At 49.4% G+C, this 20,654-nt stretch carries 18 protein-coding genes; 8 read left to right on the plus strand and 10 right to left on the minus strand.

The features are described 5' to 3' along the window. Positions 1 to 5 precede the first annotated feature (5 nt). From QMG16_RS00185 to QMG16_RS00205, 5 genes are all read left to right on the plus strand, one after another. On the plus strand, positions 6 to 815 hold the full coding sequence (locus QMG16_RS00185; protein WP_281791660.1) for a TIGR02757 family protein: 810 nt from the start codon (positions 6 to 8) through the stop codon (positions 813 to 815). 169 nt (positions 816 to 984) lie between these two features. Beyond that, positions 985 to 1,239, plus strand: coding sequence for a glutaredoxin family protein (locus QMG16_RS00190; protein ID WP_281791661.1), 255 nt, complete (start codon positions 985 to 987; stop codon positions 1,237 to 1,239). Next, on the plus strand, positions 1,239 to 1,577 hold the full coding sequence (locus tag QMG16_RS00195) for a ferredoxin-thioredoxin reductase catalytic domain-containing protein (RefSeq protein WP_373878695.1): 339 nt from the start codon (positions 1,239 to 1,241) through the stop codon (positions 1,575 to 1,577). The genes QMG16_RS00190 and QMG16_RS00195 overlap by 1 nt, the downstream gene beginning before the upstream one ends. A gap of 20 nt (positions 1,578 to 1,597) precedes the next feature. Beyond that, on the plus strand, positions 1,598 to 1,966 hold the full coding sequence (locus QMG16_RS00200; RefSeq protein WP_281791663.1) for a DsrE family protein: 369 nt from the start codon (positions 1,598 to 1,600) through the stop codon (positions 1,964 to 1,966). A 318-nt stretch (positions 1,967 to 2,284) separates the two neighbouring features. Next, the gene (locus QMG16_RS00205) at positions 2,285 to 2,773 is read left to right on the plus strand and encodes a Ros/MucR family transcriptional regulator (RefSeq protein WP_281791664.1); all 489 of its coding nucleotides are present in this window, start codon (positions 2,285 to 2,287) and stop codon (positions 2,771 to 2,773) included. Positions 2,774 to 3,678: 905 nt separating this feature from the next. On the opposite strand, the gene QMG16_RS00210 is transcribed toward QMG16_RS00205, so the two are convergent. The 4 genes from QMG16_RS00210 to ilvD all read right to left on the minus strand — a co-directional run bounded on the left by QMG16_RS00210 (position 3,679) and on the right by ilvD (position 7,987). Further along, a complete protein-coding gene (locus QMG16_RS00210; RefSeq protein WP_281791665.1) occupies positions 3,679 to 4,152 on the minus strand; it encodes a universal stress protein in 474 nt (157 codons plus the stop codon). Positions 4,153 to 4,309: 157 nt separating this feature from the next. After that, positions 4,310 to 4,963 (minus strand): endonuclease III domain-containing protein, encoded by a 654-nt coding sequence (locus QMG16_RS00215; protein WP_281791666.1) that lies wholly within the window; start codon positions 4,961 to 4,963, stop codon positions 4,310 to 4,312. 62 nt (positions 4,964 to 5,025) lie between these two features. Continuing rightward, on the minus strand, positions 5,026 to 5,901 hold the full coding sequence (locus tag QMG16_RS00220) for a class I SAM-dependent methyltransferase (RefSeq protein WP_281791667.1): 876 nt from the start codon (positions 5,899 to 5,901) through the stop codon (positions 5,026 to 5,028). Positions 5,902 to 6,316: 415 nt separating this feature from the next. Next, complete coding sequence (gene ilvD / locus QMG16_RS00225) at positions 6,317 to 7,987, minus strand: dihydroxy-acid dehydratase (RefSeq protein WP_281791668.1); 1,671 nt, start codon at positions 7,985 to 7,987, stop codon at positions 6,317 to 6,319. Positions 7,988 to 8,511: 524 nt separating this feature from the next. On the opposite strand from ilvD, the gene QMG16_RS00230 reads away from it, so the two are divergent. Both QMG16_RS00230 and QMG16_RS00235 read left to right on the plus strand, forming a co-directional pair. Continuing rightward, a complete protein-coding gene (locus QMG16_RS00230; RefSeq protein WP_281791669.1) occupies positions 8,512 to 8,955 on the plus strand; it encodes a MerR family transcriptional regulator in 444 nt (147 codons plus the stop codon). 11 nt (positions 8,956 to 8,966) lie between these two features. Then, a complete protein-coding gene (locus QMG16_RS00235) occupies positions 8,967 to 9,953 on the plus strand; it encodes a radical SAM protein (RefSeq protein WP_281791670.1) in 987 nt (328 codons plus the stop codon). A 272-nt stretch (positions 9,954 to 10,225) separates the two neighbouring features. Here QMG16_RS00235 and QMG16_RS00240 read toward each other — a convergent pair whose 3' ends face one another. The 3 genes from QMG16_RS00240 to QMG16_RS00250 all read right to left on the minus strand — a co-directional run bounded on the left by QMG16_RS00240 (position 10,226) and on the right by QMG16_RS00250 (position 15,448). Next, positions 10,226 to 12,970 (minus strand): M16 family metallopeptidase, encoded by a 2,745-nt coding sequence (locus QMG16_RS00240; RefSeq protein WP_281791671.1) that lies wholly within the window; start codon positions 12,968 to 12,970, stop codon positions 10,226 to 10,228. A gap of 136 nt (positions 12,971 to 13,106) precedes the next feature. Continuing rightward, positions 13,107 to 13,868, minus strand: coding sequence for a hypothetical protein (locus QMG16_RS00245; protein WP_281791672.1), 762 nt, complete (start codon positions 13,866 to 13,868; stop codon positions 13,107 to 13,109). A 140-nt stretch (positions 13,869 to 14,008) separates the two neighbouring features. Then, a complete protein-coding gene (locus QMG16_RS00250; protein WP_281791673.1) occupies positions 14,009 to 15,448 on the minus strand; it encodes a DEAD/DEAH box helicase in 1,440 nt (479 codons plus the stop codon). A gap of 471 nt (positions 15,449 to 15,919) precedes the next feature. On the opposite strand from QMG16_RS00250, the gene QMG16_RS00255 reads away from it, so the two are divergent. Next, positions 15,920 to 16,237 carry a hypothetical protein gene (locus QMG16_RS00255; RefSeq protein ID WP_281791674.1) on the plus strand — a complete coding sequence of 106 codons (318 nt, stop codon included), beginning with the start codon at positions 15,920 to 15,922 and terminating at the stop codon, positions 16,235 to 16,237. A gap of 15 nt (positions 16,238 to 16,252) precedes the next feature. Here the strand turns inward: QMG16_RS00255 and mltA are convergent, their stop codons facing one another. From mltA to metK, 3 genes are all read right to left on the minus strand, one after another. Continuing rightward, on the minus strand, positions 16,253 to 17,446 hold the full coding sequence (gene mltA, locus QMG16_RS00260) for a murein transglycosylase A (RefSeq protein ID WP_281791675.1): 1,194 nt from the start codon (positions 17,444 to 17,446) through the stop codon (positions 16,253 to 16,255). A 242-nt stretch (positions 17,447 to 17,688) separates the two neighbouring features. After that, positions 17,689 to 18,945, minus strand: a complete 1,257-nt coding sequence (gene ahcY / locus QMG16_RS00265) for an adenosylhomocysteinase (protein ID WP_281791676.1) — start codon at positions 18,943 to 18,945, stop codon at positions 17,689 to 17,691. 138 nt (positions 18,946 to 19,083) lie between these two features. Next, positions 19,084 to 20,253 (minus strand): methionine adenosyltransferase, encoded by a 1,170-nt coding sequence (gene metK, locus QMG16_RS00270; protein ID WP_281791678.1) that lies wholly within the window; start codon positions 20,251 to 20,253, stop codon positions 19,084 to 19,086. Positions 20,254 to 20,654 lie beyond the last annotated feature (401 nt).

Here is a 20,654-nt window from a genome sequence, read left to right on the forward strand (position 1 = left end):
GATTGTTGAAAGTTTGTCTGCCTTTAGAGTTTGACAGGGGAGTTCTCGAGACCCTTTATGAACGGTATAATCGACGGGAGTATATTCATCCCGATCCGCTGGAGTTTCTTTATCGCTACGAAAGCATCGCCGACCGGGAAATCGTTGGAATAGTAGCTGCATCTCTTGCTTATGGGCGGGTGAATCAAATACTCAAAAGTGTTTCCCTGGTTCTCGACAGGATGGGACCGTCACCTTTCCAATACATTCAGAAAAATTCTCTGGAGAATTTTCAAAGATCTTTCAAAGACTTCAAACATCGTTTCACAACAGGCGATCAATTGTCCGGTTTTTTAAAAGGGATAAAAGGGATTGTTGAGCTCTACGGCTCACTTCAGTCCTGTTTTCTGTCCGGACTAAGGGAATCAGACTCAACGGTTCTTCCCGCTCTCACGGCTTTTGTGAAAGAATTGAATGCCTGTGCCGATTGCAACATGAGCATGTTCTTGCCCTCTCCCGGTAAAGGGAGTGCCTGTAAGCGCCTGAATCTTTTTCTGCGCTGGATGGTGCGCTGTGACGATGTGGACCCCGGCGGATGGAGAGGAGTCAGTCCGTCACGTTTGATCGTCCCATTGGATACCCACATGCATAGAATTGGACGGATGCTGGGACTCATATCTCGAAAGCAAGCGGACATGCGGGCTGCTCTGGAACTGACGGACAAATTCAAGACTATTTTTCCGAGTGATCCGGTTCGCTACGATTTTGCATTGACTCGCCTGGGAATTCGGAACGATTTGAGCCTTGCCCTAGCGGTCAGCGGCTCGCATGATTAAATGATAAGGCAATGCCGAGATGAACAGGAACAGTAAGGGTGCATTGACGAGTTTCAAGTTTATGGTCTTACCGCTTCTCATTGCGATGTTTATGATTGGATCATGCGCGGTGTGGGTTCGGCACAAATCGGTTTTCTGTAGACAAGACAAAAGATGAGGGAGGCTGAATATGAGTGGTTGTGACGTGAAGCTTTATGCCTTGAGTACATGTATTCATTGTAGAAATACCAAGGAATTCTTGAAGAGTTGTGGCGTCGGCTATGAATGTATAGATGTTGACAAGCTGGACGGTGATGAACGTAAAGCGATCATCGAGGAGATCAAGAAGATCAACCCGAGCTGCTCCTTTCCTACCCTTGTCATTGGAGACAAAATCATCGTCGGATTCAGGGAAGATGAAATCAAGGAGGCCCTCAATCTATGATGACGGTGGAGCAACTCTATGAAATGTTGAAAAAGGTGCAGGAACCAAAGGGCTACTACTTCAATAAGAACAAGGAAAAGGTCTTCGCACTTCTTGAGGGTCTGCTCATCAATAAAGAGCGTTATGGGTATATGGCGTGTCCCTGTCGGTTGGCATCGGGGGACAGGGAGTGGGACAAGGATATCACCTGCCCCTGTATCTATCGGGAACCTGATGTAAAAGAGTATGGGAGTTGCTATTGCAACCTTTATGTATCCAAAGAATGGAACGAAGAAAAAGTAGCGTGCGTTTATGTGCCTGAGCGCCGGCCGGTGGAAAAAACTTTGGGCAAACTCTAATAAAACTGTAAAGGACGGCTATGGAAAAGCAAAAACTACTGTTTATTCTTTCGAAGGGTTTTGAGAAGTCTGGTGGAGCCACACGGGCCATGCAGTTCGCATCCATCGCAGCACAAACCGGAAACCACGTTGAAGTATTTTTGATCGATGACGCGATTCACTGGGCTCAGATCGGTATGGCCGAAGGGATTCGATCTTCAACGGGAGAACATCTCAAAGATCTTCTGGACGATTTGATTGTTCATAAAAGTCCCATTCATGTTTGTAAAGCGTGTGCCGACAAGCGTCTTATCTCTCCGGACGATCTGATTGAAGGGGCGAAGATATCCTCCGGAGCGGATCTGGTTAAAATGATGGTGGACCCTGAGTATAAGGTTTTCACTTTCTGAGTATTTGGGGTAGTAACAGGCCTTTTTAATCCTGGCCTGCGATGCGAATTTTGATCGTTTCTTTCCAAATAGATCATCAGTGTGACTGCCTTGAAAGATGTGATTAATGATAGCGGTCACACTGATGATTTTCCTCTGATGAATCTTATTTCGTCCTTCTTCGGAAATGTTTTCTTATTTATCCATGTGATATTTGAACTATTGCTTAAATTCATATCCCTCTTATATTTACAGAGAACCCACGTTCTTTATCTTTCTATTCATTTCAATGAAGCGATATGTGTATATGGAAAGCCTTTCTAGAAAGGAGGGAATCCTATGGACAAAAAACTCTTTGAACTCGCAGCAGACATTGTGCAGAGTCAGGTATCCCTGAATAAGATGACAGAGGAAGAAGTCGAATCTGCCTTGATTAGATTTTATAATGTATTGCACAAGATGCAGCATGCCGAAATGGAAGGCAAATCTCTTCCGATGGAAGGAATGAAACCGAGTGCGGTTTCTATGGAACCCGCTAAGGCGATAAGTCTCGATCCCCGTTCTTCGATCCAGGAGGACAAAGTGATTTGTCTGGAATGTGGGGCTGAATTCAGACAATTGACCGCAAACCATTTGCAGACCCACCATCTCACTCCCCGGGAATACAAGAAGAAATGGGGATTTCCTTTGAAGCAACCCCTGGCTGCCAGGGTCTTGACCAGAATGCGCAGTCGTTTGGCGAAAAAGCGTGGTTTGCCCCAGAAACTCAAACAATATCTTGCCGACCGAAAGGAGAAAAAAATGGCCTTCGAATCCAATGCATCCTGATGGCTTTGAAGTGCATGGATTGAGCAAAATTACCTATTTTGTAGCTGTTGATGGGATACTCTTTACATAGAAAATAGATCTCCGAGAGGCTTGTTTTCATCGTGCAGGGTGCCGCCATCGGAATGATAATTTATATGAAAATCCATGAGAAGGGCTTTTTAAAGGGGAGCGGAACGAAAAGAATCTCTCTTTCTAATTCCTTGCAGGGCAGAGTTCATAAAGGGATTCCAGTGCAAGGCGATGCATCCTTATGTCTTGCATGGTTTTGATGAATTGCCTATAAATAACGTTTGGTTCCGATTGGAGGAGTTCCATCTGGGCGTCGCAAATAAACCAGACGCATACATATGGGCGATGAAGACGGGGGAGTCGACATCCTTTCTCGCCCAAATAACGGCAGGTTTCCGACTTTGAAGTTCGTGTTTGTCCGGGCGGTATTTTGGTATGTATGTCCAGCCGTCAGGTAAAGCAGGTCTGTTTGGTTGAAAAAGACCTCGTATCCGGTACAGCAGGGATCTTTGCATGACGGGCATGTCTGTTCACAGTATCTGGTCATGATGGGGTCCAACCATTGAATGCCCCGGATGATCTGATCGATATGGACCATGACTTTTTTTTGATCTAATTTCGATACTTCGTGCCTCAGGGTGTTTACGGTTTTCTGCCAATATTCATTGGACATGGGAATCCTGTAGCGTGCAGATTCCTCGATTTTCAAGATGGATGGAACATGAATATCCTGATCCAAACACTGAAACAATCGCTTGTATCTCACCCCGACCGTTCTCATCTTTTCCGGGAATGTCATTTGATTTTCGCGTTGTCGCATTGCATGTCGACTCCCGCCTTTCTCCGAGTCCATCCATGCATGAAGATCCTCCTCATGAAAGATCGGCAAAAGGTTCCTAGCTGATGAAGTCGTGTTCTACGGCGCGCACAACCAGGACAGGACACGGTGCACTGTTCACTACGCTTTGAGCTACACCGCCGATGGAAGCATCGGCAAGGGCAGTATTCCCCTGGCTTCCCACCACAATCATATCTATGGAGAGTTCCTTAGCGACATTGATCACTTCTTCGGCGGGTTCCCCCTTGCGGATGAGGAATTCGACGTCCATCCCTTCACGCAGCTCTTCGGGAACAAACTCCTTCAGATCATTTTCTCGATCCAGCATCAGTTTTTTGAGCGCCTTCAGGAAATCGCCTTTATATCCTTTGCCGCTGAGTTGCTGCACCGCATCGATGATACGCTGGTTCACCATGTGCAGAAAGTAAACCCTTGCGTTTTGGCTGCGCCCGATTCCAAGACCGTAGTGTACCGCCTTTTCTGAATCCTTCGAAAAATCTACGAGCACGAGAATTTTTTGAACCGAAATCATCGTTTTTCCTCTCTTGTATCTGAGAATGCCGGTCGGGCTTGTGACCCGTCCTGTCGGGCCGGAGCGGCGCTCTCGGCCTCCCAATGGTATGGTCTGTTATCATCTACCGGGTATGCGAATCTAACAGCTGTTTATTACCACAGATCGTGTCGGCTATCTATCCTTCTGTCCATCCATTTAAGGGGCAGAAATCACAAAATGGCTTGCGCCGGCAGTAAAGATGTCCAGCTCGAACCAGCAACGCATGATATTCTTGAAAATATTCCACATCCGGTTCCAGGCAATCCATGAAATAGTCTCTCAATTCATCATAACCAATGTCTTCTGCAACCCATCCATGCCGATGAAAAATACGGCAGGTGTAGGTGTCCACAACGAAAGAGGGTTGAAAAGCAGCGTAGAGAAGAATGCTGTCAGCCGTTTCGGGGCCGATTCCGTAAATCTGCAGGAGTTCCTTGCGAAGGGGGCCCGTTTCTTGAGAGAGAAAAAGCGAAAGATCTCCCTGCCAACGGGTTTGAAGATGTTCGCAGAAGGCTTTCAGTTTGCGAGCCTTCTGATTGTAGTACCCTGAAGATCGGATCAAAAGGGCCAGCTCGGATTCCGAAAGGCGGTGGAGTGCTTCAAAGTCCAAGAGGTTGTTCCGGCGCAGACATGCAATGGATTGTTTTACATTCTTCCATGCCGTATTTTGCGTCAATATTGCTCCGATAATCACTTCTGTGGGGGTTTTGGCCGGCCACCATTCTTGTGGACCAAAAGCTTCAAAGAGGCGGTCGAACACTCTTTGAATCAATTCTCGACGTGATGTCATTGCATTCCGGTTCACGCTGTTTGAATATCGCATTCTCTCTATTTTTTTCCCTACAGGGGTTTTCAAGAATGACCCTCAAAAGAAACCTTTCCTTGTAGGTTGCCATCCCTGTTGCCAGCAAATCTTTCCTTGAATGCAGCATTCAAAACATACGATCTTTCGCCACGTGAAGAAAGCCAGCAGGAGCCATAAAAAGGGACATGTCCTACTCGAGGCGACAGGTCGCAGAAGAGAGGTGTTTGGATGGTTTGCAGCGGATAGTGGAGATCAATGCGCATGGCGATGAAGTACCCAAAGGGGTGGCAAGTGAAAAAACGGGATCTTTCCAGATGATGAAGATACTTGAGAGCACCCAGTGGAAAGGTGAAACAGGTTTTCCATATAACTGGAACCTTTCCTGAAAGGATCTTTTGGATCAGAAATTCCAGCTCGAAAACACTGAAATAATGGGCATGATCGTAAAATGAAGGTCTCCATAAGCGGCTCAAACAATGCTGCATAAAGGCCAGAGAATATCTGTTCAAGACACCCACAAGGACATGCCGGCGGGCCACGCGAACGGCTTCCTGGAGAGCTTCTGTGGGATCATCTACGAATTCCAGAGTATTGATCAATGCAACTGTATCAAAGGAGTTGTCTTCATAAGGAAGATATTCCGCATGCCCATGATCTACCGTCACACAGCCTGGCAGGCGGCTTCGAGCGAGCTCCCGCATGGAAGGAGAAGGCTCCAGGCCGGTTGCCTGATGGCCTTGTTGACAAATCCATTCGAGGAAATGTCCGGTACCGCACCCCACTTCTAAAACATTCTGACGAGAAACGGGTGCCCACAATCCACTGAAGAGTTCCGTTTCAATCTTCCATGCAGTTCGGCCCGGTTCCGATTGAAACCAGTCATCGTAGCGTTTTGTATCTTCAGAGCGAAATACGTAACCCACTGAAATAATATCCCCTTCGGATCCATTTTCCTACTGAGCCCCATCGTATGGCACAGGGGTTCAATTTGTATGGAGACCTCTGAGCGTATGATGCGATAAGTCAGGAAGTATCCAAAGAGGGAGAAGGGGGTGTTAAAGCCCCTGTTTCTCCCCATGGGTTCATGACTTTTTTCTGTATGCGTCGCAGGAAAAACCATTGAAAACAAGGCCTGCGGGCACGTGATCACAGAGTTCTATTCATCTGCCTGGGAACCTTATATGAAAAAAGGCCCATGGCTCATGATGACATTGCTTTTCAAGAGCATTTCGCGCTTTCCCTGTTGCCTTTTTTCATTTTTCGTTGTGACCGTTCTGGTCATGGGAGTTGAAAGGTTGTTTCAACTCAAGGCTGCATGTTCCGAGGGATTATCCCAAATCAGCGGCCTTTGATTTCAAGGACGGCGCCTCTAGCCCCTGAAGTCACCATTTGAGCGTAACGAGCGAGATATCCCTCTGTGATGCGGGGTTCGGGCGGATGCCAGTTTTGTCGGCGCCTGAGAAGCGTAGTCTCATCCACGAGCAATTCAATCTTTTTGTTCGGAATGTCGATGAGGATTTGGTCCCCTTCTTCCACCAATGCGATGGGGCCGCCTACAGCCGCTTCGGGAGATATATGGCCGATGGCGGCACCCTGGGTGCCACCGCTGAACCGTCCATCGGTTATGAGAGCAACGTCCTTGCCCAGCCCGAGTCCCATGATAGCTGCCGTCGGTGTGAGCATTTCCTGCATTCCGGGACCGCCCTTGGGGCCTTCATAGCGGATCACGACCACATCCCCGGGGTGAATCTGACCATCCAGAATAGCCGAGGCCGCGGAGGATTCGCTCTCATAGACGCGAGCTTTGCCCGTTCGTTGTAACATTTCCGGGGCGACGGCCGATTGTTTCACTACAGCTCCTTCGGGAGCCAGATTTCCATACAACACGGCGATTCCCCCTTGATCGTGATAAGCGCGCTCAATGGGGCGGATGATGTTCTGATCCAAGATACAGGCGTTTTGAATATTTTCACCCACCGTTTTTCCGCTCACCGTCATGCCATTCAGATGAATGAGATTGCGAGAGGAAAGCTCTTTCATGACCGCTTGAACGCCGCCTGCTGCATTCAAATCTTCGAGGAAGTGAGGACCTCCGGGCCGCAGACTGCAAAGATGGGGGGTGCGGGCACTGACGCTGTTGAAGAGATCAAGATCCAGGTCTATTTTTGCTTCATGGGCGATGGCGGGAACATGTAAAACGGTGTTGGTGGAACACCCCAGAGCCATATCCACTGTCATGGCGTTTTCAAATGCTTCACGGTTTGCAATATCTCTGGGGCGAATGTTGCCGGCGACAAGATCCATGACCTTCATTCCTGCCGCTTTAGCCAGGCGGATTCTGGCCGCAGTGACGGCGGGAATGGTCCCGTTTCCGGGCAGAGCGATTCCCAGGGCCTCCGAGAGGCAGTTCATGGAATTGGCTGTAAACATGCCTGCGCAGGAGCCGCAGCCCGGACACGCGCAATCCTCCAGCTCAGAGAGTTCCTCTGCGCTCATTTGTCCTGCCTTGAAAGATCCCACTCCTTCAAAAACGGAAATGAGATCTATCTGTGTGTGCCCCTTTCGTCCCGCTTGCATAGGGCCTCCACTCACCAGAATGGTGGGAATGTTCAGGCGCATGGCGGCCATGAGCATCCCGGGAATGATTTTGTCACAATTGGGAATGAGCACAAGGCCGTCGAAGGGGTGGGCCATTGCCATGATTTCAACCGAGTCGGCGATGAGTTCCCGGCTGGCGAGGGAATAGCGCATGCCGGGGTGGTTCATGGCGATGCCGTCGCACACCCCGATGGTAGTGAATTCAATGGGGGTTCCTCCCGCAAGTCGAACGCCCGCCTTAACGGCTTCGGCAATTTTATTCAGATGAATGTGTCCTGGAATGATTTCATTGGCAGAGTTGGCGATTCCTATGAGCGGACGGTCCAGTTCTGTCTGGGTGTATCCCATGGCTTTGAAAAGTGAGCGGTGTGGCGCCTTTTCCACCCCTTTTTTCATTGCATCACTGCGCATTTCGTTTTTCTCCTCTCGGAAAATGGAATTTTTGAAGCTGAAGACTCGGGGTCGGTCTGTGTCTTCTTATAACCGAAGTGTCCGACGAATGAAAATTGAAGTTTTTCTGCCATTCTCCTGCAGACATGACTTCAAGCTCTGCGGAGCGCCAGGAACACACGTCATTTTGAAAATGTTTTTTAGAAGCCGTTTTTCGGACATGCCCTTCGGATTTTTTCCTCCAAAAACCTTCAGAAGACGGCTGAATTACCGGTTCCCCTCTACCGCCTCTGTACAAATTCAGCTGAAATCTTTGCACACTACGCCCTATGGCTCATTAAATGCATCTTCAAAATCTTAAGGCTTGGCACCCGTCTGAAAAGCGAACCAAAAGTTACTGTATCCTCAATAGCATTAGCAAGGGGAAAAGGAAATATTTGACCTAAGTCTTTTTCGTAAAAAAAATTGACACTCCTTATTGCAGATTTTATAATCGAAGCGATTTTATATGACTTTGTAATTATATGTTACTGGAGGATTTTTTTATGGAAGTACAGCATCAGAAGGCTCTCTATCCCATTGGCATTGTGGCAGAATTGCTTAACATTCATCCGAGGACCCTCAGGATTTACGAAAAAGAGGGGTTGATCAGGCCCGCCAGGAGGGGGGGGAAGCGGTTCTATTCCAACAACGATCTTCAGTGGCTCAAATGTCTGCGCAAGCTTCTCACTGACGATGGTCTCAATATTGCGGGAATCAAAAAGCTTTTGACCATTGCGCCCTGCTGGAACATCCGGGGATGCGGTGAAGAAATCCGCAAACAATGCCCGGCAATACTCAATTTCCCCGTTCCCTGCTGGGACCTTGTTCCCCGCATTTGCAAGGAAAGCGGCCGGAACTGTTCTGAATGCGAAGTATATCTCAAGAAAATGAACCATGTCATGATGGGAAGATGCTTCGACGACAAGGCGTCCAGCAAGAACCTATAAGGCAAGAATGTATGAAAACCGTGTTTGGTCCCGTTCCGTCCCGGCGTCTGGGGCGATCCCTCGGGATCGATGTCATTCCGGCAAAAACCTGTACCTACGATTGCCTGTACTGTGAATCTGGGCGTACCACGCACCTCACGGTCAGGCGGCAGACCTTTGTAGAGCCCGATCAGGTCATGCACGATCTGGAGGATTACTTCGGCTCCCATCCTCATGGCGCGGATGTACTTACCTTTTCGAGTGCCGGTGAACCGACGCTGTATGAACCTCTGGGATGCCTGATTGCAAGCATTAAAAGGCGTTTTCCCGACCTTCCCGTGGTTGTTCTCACGAACGGCTCCCTCCTTTGGGATGCCCGGGTGCGGCAGGATCTGTCGGCTGCCGACCGGGTCGTTCCATCCTTAGATGCAGTGACTCCGGAAATTTTTCAAAGGATCAACCGTCCGCACCCCCATCTGGACCTTTCCATTCTTTTGGAGGGGTTGGAAGCCTTTGGCCACGAATACCGGGGGCAACTACACCTGGAAGTGATGCTCGTTTCAGGAATCAATGACCATTCCGGCGAGCTGACGGCAATACGCAGGGTGATCGATCGACTCCATCCGGACCGCATCGAACTCAACACTGTAGTCCGCCCTCCAGCTTATGCCGACGTTCGAGGGCTTACAGGCGCGGAAATGGAGAAAGCGCTTTCTTTTTTCCCTGCCGATCGGAGCCAAATCATCGGCCGGTTTCAGGGATCTGCTCCAGAGAGTCAAAGTGCGGATCTTGAATCGCGTGTTTTGGAACTGGTGGAGAGGCGTCCCTGCACGCTTGCAGAGATGGCCGCGTCCCTGGGTGTCCCCGCCGAAGGCCTGCATGCGACCATCCAGACCCTGCAAAAAGAAAATCGATTGCTCCGCTATCTTTTCAACGACCTGGAGTATTTTTGCTCCAGAGCAAGGGAAAGGGATTGCCTTTCAGCGAAAAGTCCCTGCGAAAAGATCATGTCCGGATGATTTTCTGAGCCCTTCTCCTGTTCGAAAAGTTGGTGAAAAGCCTCCAGTGAATTTTTCCATCATTCCCGCGAAGGCACAGTAGCATCGATTCAAATATCCGGGCAAAGTTTCCAGGCATTTTGTGAAATCCGTTCATCCTTTCCCGCAAGGTAAGGACTCGTGTTCTTAAAAACTTTTCTGTTGCCCCCGCGAAGGCGGGGGCAATGGAGGGCACTTTTTCAACGGCTCGCCGGAAATCTGGATTTTATCTAAAGCAACTCGGGGGAAAAATCTCAAGGAGTTTGCACGTCGCTCTTTGGGGGCGGCGGGGGCAGGATTTCCACCGGGTTTTCGGGCAAAGTGCGCGCGATCAGTGTATAGGAGAACAGATCCCCGGCCAGCTCCTGAATGTCTTTGATGCTGACCGATCGAATCAGGTCCGGATACTTTTTGTCATAATCCCATCCCAGGCCGAGGACTTCGTTGATCACCGCACTTTGGGACTGTGCATCCAGGCTTTCCAATTCCATGTGGTGCAGAGTGATCAGCATCTCCTTGACATTTTCAAGTTCTTGGGGCGACACGGGTTCCTCCCTCAAGCGCTTGAGATTCGCCAATATGATTTCCTGCACCTTGTCGAGGTTTTTCAAGGTCGTTTGCGTCAAGATGCCGAAAAAACCAGCCCGTATCCCATAGAAGGGAAAAGCCCCCACCACATACACCAGATCTTCCTTGCCTCCGCGCAAAGCATCAAAGAGACGTCCACCGGGGTACCCCTGGCCCGAGAGAATGGCATCCAGAACATCCAGAACGGGTTTGCGTGAACTGTCGATGTCGAGTCCGTTGGTGCCGATGAAAAGAGCGGCTGCGCTCTTTTCGCTTTTCTTCTCGATGACCCGGTCAGACTTGAGCGGGTGCGTTTCTTGCGGTGCCGGCGCGAGCGATAATGGACGATCCGTCCAGGAGCCGAAAAGCTTCTGAATTTTTGGAAGCAGTTTGGACGTATCCGTGTCGCCGTACACTGCGAGCACCGACTGATGCGGGTTTACCATGCGGTGATAAAAGGTCTGAATCTGCTCTCTCGTGAAGGACTGGACGGATTCTGCAGTCCCCAGCCGGTCGTTTCGATAAGCACTGTGCTGAAAGTAATTCTTTTTGAAGAGCTGGAGCACCTCAAATTGCCAATTTTCGTCCTGCCTTTGTATCGCCAGAAGGGTTTCCTGCCGTTTTTTCTCTATCTCCTCCGCAGGAAACTGAGCATTTTGTACAATATCGGAAAGGATATCGAGCGCCAGGTCCAGGTCATCTTTCAAAACCTTGATCGATACATGGTAAGTGTTGTTATCCGACCTGCTTTCGAGACTTCCTCCAACCTCTTCTATCGCCTGATCGATTTGCTGTTTGGTCCTTCTGGATGTTCCGGCAGTCAAAAGGGAAGCCGTAAAGGAGGAAATACCCTGGTCGTTGAGGTTTTCCAGCAGGAGTCCTCCCTTGCCGTAGAGGTGGATTGTGACCAGGGGCAAGGTGGAATCCTGTTTCAGAAGCACCTTGAGTCCATTCTGCATTTGATGCGTCTGTACCGCTGATGCCTTCAGCGAGGAGGATTCTTCGGGCTTTACCTCTGAAGCAGCAAGTGTTTCCCTGGTTGTTTCCGGCTGTATGACGGCCACCGTGCGACGCTCCATGGAGAGGTACCGTTGAGCGACATCCTGGATTTGTTGCGGTGTTACCTGGCGGATTCGTTCCACATAGGCATCATCGAAATAGGGATCGGCAGTGTATAAATAGGAGGAACCCAACGAAGAGGCAAGGGCGGAAACGGTTTCCTTTTCGAAGACGTGCTGCGCGATGACGCTCTTTTTGGCTTTTGCCAGTTCTTCATCCGTTACCGTTTCTTTTTTGAAACGGTCGATTTCCTCTTCCACACTCTTCAGAACTCCGGGCCAATATTGTGGAGCCAGAGTCAGAGAGATAAAGAATTGTCCCTGAACGAAATCAGGAGTCCAATTGCTGGTTCCCACACTGAGAACCCGGTTTTCCTTGTCCTTTAGACGGGAGTAGAGACGGCTCGTGCGCCCATCTCCCAAAAGGAGGGCAAGGACATCCAACGCGTAAAGATCCTCGTCATCGATTTTTACGGACGGAAAGCCCACTATGGCCTGAGTGAGCCGTGCGATAGGCAGTGTTTTCTCTTCCCATCGTGGACCGACCTGAAGAGGTTCCTGGGGCAGTACCACCGGCGGGCTGCTCTTTCGCTGGAAATTCTTGGTTTTTTCTGCAACGAACGCGGCAACGTCGTTTGGAACCACGTTGCCCGCTACGACAACAACCATATTATCCGGCCGATAACGTTCGGAATAATATCTTAGAAGCGCATCGCGGTCCAACTGAACAAAAAGCTCTTCGTATCCTATCACCGGATTTCTGACGGGATGCACCTGATAGGCCGTCTGGATGAAGGTTTTCCACAATTCTCTGTCGGGATCGTTTTCCCCCATCTTGATTTCCTGTTGAATGACGGCCTTTTCCCGTTCCACCTGCTGAGGATCGAGAACAGACTCACTCACGTAAGAGAGCAGAAGATCCAGAGCATCCTTCCAATGCCCTGCTGACGTATCGATATAATAGATGGTTCGTTCGTAGGAAGTAGCGGCATTGGTCGATCCTCCCATTTTCTCAAGCCTTTCTTTAGCCTCAGCTTCAGTAAACGACTTGGTAGAACCGCCGGAGACCACATGCTCCAGGTAATGGGAAATGCCCGTCGAGAGATAGTCACCTTCATAGATCGATCCGGTACGCACAACGACACGACTGGAGACCACGTTCACATTTTCTTGCTGCCTGATCAAAACAGTAAGGCCGTTTTTCAGGACCAGAAAAAGATCCCCCGGCCTGGATGCGATCGTCCTTTGTACGGAGGCTTGGAGAGAAGCAGGAAGTTGAGGGACTTGTTTCGGCGTATTCGAAGGGTAGCCGGGTTTTCCTGAGGCAAGCAAGAACAATAGAAAGAACACTCCAGGCAGATGTCTTATCGTCATTTCTTCATCCTTTTTTTAAATTTCACCGACCGAATCAAAACACGAGTGCATGCTCTTTTGCAAGCGCTTCACGGTATGAATCTCGGATTCCAAAGGGAAAGCGTCTTGGAAAACAATATAAAGATTTTGAGTTTCTTTACAAGAAGCCGGTCTGGATCAAGTGGCAGATAAGGTGATGGCGGTGCTGAGTTCCCTCGAGACTCTTCCAACGGGCAGGAGGACGTTCCAGTTGAATGAGCTGCCATTGGCCATTGCCATAAGCCCATACAACTGAAATGTCGTCGAGTTGCGCCATGCGCAGGAGACGGCGCGTGGCCTGAAGGATTTCGCTTAAACTTTTGTGCTCCAGGGGTATGGGTTCCAGAGTAGGATCTTCCGCCGTTGCTGTTTGGCGGAGTGCTCCCACGCATTCATAATGAACACAAATGAATCGAATACGTTCAATCCAGTCTATAGCCTCCTGAATGATCAGGGGATTGTGATCGAACGCATGTTGTTCCAAATCCTTCATGTTGCGAATGATGCGAGGAGCAAGGGGCGATGCGCGGGGACCGATGGCCAGAAAAGGAAATCGAAAGTCCCTGGGAATCGACTGCTTCTGTTTCCATCCGAAATAGATACGGGTACGCGGATGAGGCCATTTGAGGTATTGAAACAGAAGCATTTGATGGAGATTGGAACGTTGGTAAAGGTAGGTGGAAGCATGAGGAAAAGTAGGTGTGCCCACAGCCTCAAAAAGGCCTGCAAAACGGGGCGTGGGGAAGAAAATCCTGTGAGCACACCTTAAAAGTTTTTTTTCTTCAGCCGAATAATCTTCAAAAGAGGCACGAATTCCAATGGTCATCACCGAAGGGCAAAAACGAAGAAACGGCGCCAGTGCTAGATGAGTTTGTTTCATCCAATTTTTTATGTTCACATCAAAGTGTGAGGTGAGTGAACCGCAAACGAACAGAAGATCCGGTTAATGGAGGGCCGAAGGCTGGAGGATGTTCCGTTCCGGCATTGCGGGCTGGAAGTACCCCGCAATGCCGGAACGAATCAGTTGAGGTTGGGATTGAGAAGCACTTCGGGATGCACTCCATAATTGTAGCTCCGCATTCGGAAGTAATTTTCCAGCAGACCGATCCTCTGATCCACATAATCGTAAATCTTGAGCTTTCCCCCTTCACCGTTGCCATTGGAATGAAGATCGCGAATGGCGTTTGCCAGAGCTTTGCGAAAATAAATGGGGACGGTCAAGAAAAGAACGTTGGAATGCAACTGCGCCGAACATTCTGCCAACACCTGAGGGGTCACGAAAACGGCCGAAGGTCCGGATGGAAGTGATATTTCACAATGCTTGGAGCCGTTATTGGAGTTTCCATCGGCTTCTTCCCGCAGAGCATCACTTTTCTGTTCATAGACATGAATCGGGATATCTCGCTGACTCAGTTCCTGTCGCAATATCCGGTCATATTCTTCCCCTGCCGAAAGCACTAGAAGCGCACGAGTCGCTTTCTTGAGCTCTGTCTCTATGTCGTCTGCGATGATGCGGATTCGATCCTTGTCCTGCATCATGGTATGCAACATTGGAACATAATCGGCTCTGGACCGATATGGGTATTCAAATTCTGTCGGGCGTGCGACGATATGGGCATGAATGATCCCTCGCCCTTCGCGAGCATCCTTTTCATTGATAGCATAAACCACATCCCCGATATAAAAGTAAATGATCCTGGAAAGGCGGTCTTTGTTGCGCTGTACCGTGCTGGAAAGTCCGAGCATGTACCGGGTGTCGAAATTGGGAATAAGATGTGTAATGACCTTGGGTGGACACCGCTGGCATTCGTCCACTATGAGATATCCCACTTGATCCGCTATTTTTTTCCAGTGACGCATCACTTCACCGGTGTGCGCGATGGTGATCCTTTTGCCCACCCGGTGTTCACCTGTAGAAAAGATCCCTACTTCTGAACTGGGGATTTGCAGGAAGTTTTCAATCTTTGCAAGCCAACCCTCCAGCAATTCGAGCTTGGGGATGAGGATAAGGGCAGGTTGCCGCCGCTGAGCAATGGTATAGAGCGCGATAACCGTCTTGCCACTTTTGTGTCCACCTGCCAGTGTGGCAAAATCGCGTTCCAGAACCGCTTCCGCAGCATCCTGCTGGTAGCTTTTGAGCTCGCCGTGGAATTCAAAAGGAAGAGGATCGAAATAACGCCTGCGATCCACCAGCCGATAGGGCTGTTGAAATTTTTTGCACAGTTCCAGCAGCTGATCCAAAAAGCCCCTGGGAAGGATATAGCTGCGTCCTTTCTGGCGTAAGCAGCTGATTTGCGGCGGAATACTTCCTATCCATTCGCCCCGGTTGTGTCGAAGCTCATAATCCGGGTTCGTGAAAACCAATCGTTCATGTATTTTACGTTCTAGTTGAGGATTCAACCCTTCAGCAGGAATTTTGATACATTCCGCGATCAATATATTCAGCATTTTTACAAACATTATAGAATACCTTTCACAACTGAAATCCCGATATAATTGATCGGCACAATAAAGCATGCCTATGAAACATTTGTTCCCTACTTTTCCCCCTACGGTCTAGCCGTCCCGGGAAGGAATTCCATTGTAGGATGTGCTCTTCCGCGTATGCATTTACACATCATCTATTTTGGAATGCACATGCAGAAAACCGCTTCCCTTTCTATCGGATTAAAATCGCCAGTTCTTTAATGGGCGCCCGGGGGGCGGAAAAAAAGAAATACAAACTATAGTATAATAGTATAAAATATTTATTTTGCCAACCTGCGGGCTTTGGAAAATCCCAGGGAAACAAATCCTCTTTCCATTCGCAAACATGTAGAGCTTACAAATTGACACGTGGTTTTGAATCTAATATTGTCGCGAATTGATTTTGCGGTGCACAGCATGGGCTGCATTCGAAAACAACCAGCTACAGACGAAAAAGGAGCCCCCATGGAAGATTCTTCTCACGATCATCTTCAAATTTTAGGACAATTGGCGCTCGAATACGAGCAAAAACAAAAGGAGCTTCAAAAGATTATTCAAGATGCCGATCCCGACAGGATTTTACAACAACTCGTCTTTCGGGCGGAACTCACCACCGATCATTTTCGAAGCGCACAGCGAGTCCTCCTGACTCTTCTTTGTGCAACCGATGAAAATAGAAAGGATGAAGTGAAAAAGGCCGCAATCGCTCTTTGCCGCTGTTTCGATGAGATGCGGATACTGTTTCAATCTTTGGCGGATCGATCTTACAAAATCCAAAAATAGATCTCTTGTCGATGCCTAATCTACTCTTTTCCCTTTGGGCAGCAAGAAATAGAGTCTGCCTGGATGTTTGAGGCGGCCGGCCGTCCATTCGGCAGTTTCTCCGCTGCCACAGAATAAATCAGCCCTTCCGGGTCCTTTGATGGCCCCTCCCGCATCCTGGTTCAGGACCCATCGTTGCAATGGTTCCCACCCCAGAACTTGACCATCGGTATTCAGACGGGGCTTCTTCGTCTCAAGAAAGGCCAAAGCCCCTCCCGGATGAAACTGGGGGTCGGTCGCGATGGACCGCCCGGCTGTCAACGGCACATTGATGCTTCCCAATGGCCCATCTTCAACCCACCGAAAAAACACATAACTTTCATTTTGCCAGAGAATTTCATCCTGCTCGTCAGGGTGAGCCTGCAAATAATCTCTGAGAGATTGAAGCGTTAATTCTTCAGCACTCATCGCGCCTTTTTCAATAAGATATTTGCCGATGCTCTTGTAAGGCCGCCCGTTGGCACCGGCGTATCCCACGCGGCGAAACTGCTCGCCCGGCAACCGAAGCATGCCGGATCCCTGTATCTGCAGGAAAAAAACATCTATGGCATTGCTGAGCCAGGCCAGCTGGCAGCCATAAGGTTCCAGTTTCTTTTTTCCATCGATTTCCATTCGAGTATAGTATGGAACAATGCGATTTCCCTCCATTCGACCTACCAGCCGCTGCCCGGAAAATTTTTCCGCATTGAAAGATGCGAGATCAATCGTTATCAGGTCGGGGGGGATACCATAAATGGGATATCGAAAAACGTTGTCCGGTTCAATCCTGGCATCGAGAACGGGTTCGTAATATCCGGTAACGAGGGACTCCCCGCTCGATTCCGAACTGCAACTTCGGTAGATATCAAAGATTTCTGCAATGGAAGCAGAATTCAGTTTTCCTGAATCCATGAGCTGCAAGAACTCAAGCAAGACGGCTTTGAGCTCCTCTGCGGTAACAGACATCTCTCCCAGCACAAAGGTTTTCGTTCCCGGAATACGGCTATAAAAAGAGAGACTTCTCCTTATGGCTGTCCGAAGCGACTCGGAATCCAGGTCATCCGCAAAATTCGGGATTTCCGTGATGGGGACCGGCTCAAAACCAGGGGACTTCACTGGTTTTTCAGAAATCTGCTGAGAGCAGCTCAGGAGAAGGATCAGAAAAAGCCCCCATAGGATGCTTCTTTTCATATACTCTGCAAGGATAAAATTAAAATTTTCGATCATCATGTAAAAGCGGCGTTCTCGCCGTAACTAAAGACAATGGCGTCGAGAACGCCGTTCTTGCAAAAGTGGGATTATCAACCATTGCGAGCGTGACTCCGCCAGGAAATGATACGCTCGCTGAATCCTTCTTTTGATGGACCGTAAAACCACCGTTCCATCCATTTCCCTCTTTTATTTGTGAGCCATCAGCTATGAACCATGAGCCATTACGTTCCCATTTCCCATGAATGAAGGTATTTCTGTTGTTCAGGGGTGAGGGTATCGATCTGAACTTGCATGCTGGCAAGTTTCAATCTAGCGATTTCTTTATCAATTTCTATGGGTACTCTGTAAACCGTCTTGTCGAACGCCTTATAATTTCTGAACATGTACTCGACACAGAGCGCTTGATTGGCAAAGCTCATATCCATAACACTGGAGGGATGTCCTTCAGCGGCAGCCAAATTGATCAATCTGCCTTCACCGAGCACGTAGATGTGTCGGCCATCTTTGAGGGTGAATTCTTCGACAAAATCCCTGATTTCGCGCCGAGCGACAGCCATTCCTTCCAGGGCATCCAGATCTATCTCTACATTGAAATGTCCTGAATTGGAGACAATAGCTCCATTCTTCATGACTTCAAAATGCTCTTTTCTGAGGACATGCATGTCGCCGGTCAAAGTGCAGAAAAAATCCCCCAATTTGGCTGCATCCGCCATAGGGAGCACCTGATAGCCATCCATAACGGCTTCCAGTGCCCTGAGGGGGTCCACTTCCGTGATGATTACCTTTGCGCCCATACCGGAAGCACGCATGGCCACACCCCGGCCGCACCAACCGTAGCCGCTCACTACGAAATAAGAGCCGGCCAGCAAACGGTTGGTTGCTCGAATGATTCCGTCGATCGTGCTCTGGCCGGTGCCGTACCGATTGTCAAAGAGATGCTTCGTGTCGGCATCATTGACGGCGATGATGGGGTACTGTAGAATACCCTTTTCAGCCATGCTGCGCAACCGAATGACTCCGGTCGTCGTCTCTTCAGTGCCCCCGAGGATTTCGGGGAGCAGTTCTCGGCGGTCCGAGTGGAGGGTACCTACGAGGTCCGCGCCATCGTCCATGGTGATCTGGGGTTTATGGGCCAGAGCCGCATGAATGTGGCGGTAATAGGTCTCTTTATCCTCCCCTTTGATGGCGAAGGTGGGAATTCCGTCATGCAGGGACAAAGATGCCGCCACGTCGTCCTGTGTGCTCAAGGGATTGGACGCGCAAAGGCGAACATTGGCTCCACCGTCCCTGAGGGTTTGCGCTAGAAATGCTGTTTCCGTGGTCACGTGAAGGCATGCCGCGATGCGAAGGCCGTCCAGGGGCTTTTCCTTCCGGAACCGTTCTTGAATGGAACGCAGCACCGGCATGGATTGTGCCGCCCACTCGATACGGAGCTTTCCTTTTTCAGCCAGCCCCTGATCTTTGATGTCAAATTCCATGAAATCTCCTCAATATGAAATGGCAGATCGGTTTTTTTTCGCCCGACGCTCTTATGCCGGGAAAGAATCCCGGCCTACATTTTCATGCTCTGTTGTGGCCTTTCCGGGTCCCGCCGGACTTCGTCGGCCCTCGAAACCCTACAGTCCGGCTTTCTCGCGAAGTACTTCCACCATGTCGGTCTTTTCCCAGGAAAAATCGGGATCGTTCCTTCCAAAATGCCCATAGCATGAGGTCTTTTTATAAATCGGGCGAAGCAATCTCAAATGGCTGATCATGTTGGAAGGTTTGAAGCTGAAGAGTTCTCTGACGATTTCCGCAATGCGGTCGGGAGCGATTTTACCTGTTCCAAATGTATCGATCATGAGAGAAACGGGCTCTGCCACACCGATGCTGTAGGCTACCTGCACTTCGACCCTGTCTGCGAGGCCGGCGGCAACAATGTTCTTGGCCACGTAACGGGCCATATAGGATGCCGTACGATCCACCTTGGAAGGGTCTTTGCCCGAGAAACATCCACCGCCGTGGCTTCCCTGTCCGCCATAGGTATCGGCAATAATTTTCCTGCCCGTCAATCCGCAGTCTCCCATGGGGCCGCCAATGACGAAACGGCCGGTGGAATTGATGTAAAACTTGGTTTTTTCATCAATGAATTCCGCCGGAATCACTTTTTTGATGACCTCTTCGATGATGCCTTCCCGGATATTCTTGTAGGAGACATTAGGGGTGTGCTGTGCGGCAACGACAACGGTGTCGACGCGCTTGGGTTGATGGTTGTGATACTCTATCGTTACCTGGCTTTTTCCATCGGGGCGCAGAAACTCGAGAACCCCGTGCTTGCGAACTTCTGCAAGCTTGCGTGTGATGCGGTGAGCGTAATAGATGGGCATTGGCATGAGAACGGGGGTTTCGTTGCACGCATAACCGAACATCAAACCCTGATCGCCGGCTCCCTGTTCTTCGAACATTCCTTCCCCGGGATTGACACCGATGGCAATGTCGGGAGATTGTTTGTCGATGCTGGTCAACACCGAACAGGTTGCCCAGTCGAAGCCCATTTCAGAATCGTTGTATCCAATTTCCTTAATGGTCTGGCGGACGATTTCCGGAATGTCCACCCAGGAAGATGTGGTGATTTCTCCTGCAACGAAGGCCAGCCCCGTGGTCACAAGCGTTTCACAGGCTACCCGTGCTGTCTTGTCTTGATGGATGATGGCATCCAGAATGGAGTCCGAGATCTGGTCGGCGACCTTATCGGGGTGCCCTTCTGTTACGGACTCTGAAGTAAACAAAAAATGGCTCATGGACATGATTGAACTTCTCCTCTTCAAGTCGGCCAATTGGCTCGACATTGTCAGATTTCATCTAAACCACTGAGACACGGAGAACACAGAGATTTCATTTGAAAGTCTTTCTCTGTGCCCTCTGTGTCTCTGTGGTTCATGTGACAATGTCGCATTAGAATCAACAATGAAGCTTGTGGATCCAGTGCGCCTGAGAAATGGTGCATCAGCACACCGAATCTTTCAATGCTTCGTCGCAAATGAGAAAAAGGGCAAACTCCTCGTTTCAGCCGATAACCGCACTTTCTGACGGCTGCTGTTTCAGGCTCGAACGAAGTGAAAGCACCAAGAAAATCATTTTCGATGTGGAGTGAAGCCGGTCCACCTTAAAAAATCAAAATGAACCTCTTCACGCCCTGCAAATGTAC

The sequence above is a fragment of the Desulforhabdus amnigena genome (assembly GCF_027925305.1).
GTDB classification, from domain to species: Bacteria; Desulfobacterota; Syntrophobacteria; order Syntrophobacterales; family Syntrophobacteraceae; genus Desulforhabdus; species Desulforhabdus amnigena.

Coding starts and splice junctions, on each gene's coding strand:
- QMG16_RS00190 (WP_281791661.1), top strand. CDS start 985: ATGAGTGGTTGTGACGTGAAGCTTTATGCCTTGAGTACATGTATTCAT.
- QMG16_RS00195 (WP_373878695.1), top strand. CDS start 1,239: ATGACGGTGGAGCAACTCTATGAAATGTTGAAAAAGGTGCAGGAACCA.
- QMG16_RS00200 (WP_281791663.1), top strand. CDS start 1,598: ATGGAAAAGCAAAAACTACTGTTTATTCTTTCGAAGGGTTTTGAGAAG.
- QMG16_RS00205 (WP_281791664.1), top strand. CDS start 2,285: ATGGACAAAAAACTCTTTGAACTCGCAGCAGACATTGTGCAGAGTCAG.
- QMG16_RS00210 (WP_281791665.1), bottom strand. CDS start 4,152: ATGATTTCGGTTCAAAAAATTCTCGTGCTCGTAGATTTTTCGAAGGAT.
- QMG16_RS00215 (WP_281791666.1), bottom strand. CDS start 4,963: ATGACATCACGTCGAGAATTGATTCAAAGAGTGTTCGACCGCCTCTTT.
- ilvD (WP_281791668.1), bottom strand. CDS start 7,987: ATGCGCAGTGATGCAATGAAAAAAGGGGTGGAAAAGGCGCCACACCGC.
- QMG16_RS00230 (WP_281791669.1), top strand. CDS start 8,512: ATGGAAGTACAGCATCAGAAGGCTCTCTATCCCATTGGCATTGTGGCA.
- QMG16_RS00235 (WP_281791670.1), top strand. CDS start 8,967: ATGAAAACCGTGTTTGGTCCCGTTCCGTCCCGGCGTCTGGGGCGATCC.
- QMG16_RS00240 (WP_281791671.1), bottom strand. CDS start 12,970: ATGACGATAAGACATCTGCCTGGAGTGTTCTTTCTATTGTTCTTGCTT.
- QMG16_RS00245 (WP_281791672.1), bottom strand. CDS start 13,868: ATGAAACAAACTCATCTAGCACTGGCGCCGTTTCTTCGTTTTTGCCCT.
- QMG16_RS00250 (WP_281791673.1), bottom strand. CDS start 15,448: ATGTTTGTAAAAATGCTGAATATATTGATCGCGGAATGTATCAAAATT.
- QMG16_RS00255 (WP_281791674.1), top strand. CDS start 15,920: ATGGAAGATTCTTCTCACGATCATCTTCAAATTTTAGGACAATTGGCG.
- mltA (WP_281791675.1), bottom strand. CDS start 17,446: ATGAAAAGAAGCATCCTATGGGGGCTTTTTCTGATCCTTCTCCTGAGC.
- ahcY (WP_281791676.1), bottom strand. CDS start 18,945: ATGGAATTTGACATCAAAGATCAGGGGCTGGCTGAAAAAGGAAAGCTC.
- metK (WP_281791678.1), bottom strand. CDS start 20,253: ATGTCCATGAGCCATTTTTTGTTTACTTCAGAGTCCGTAACAGAAGGG.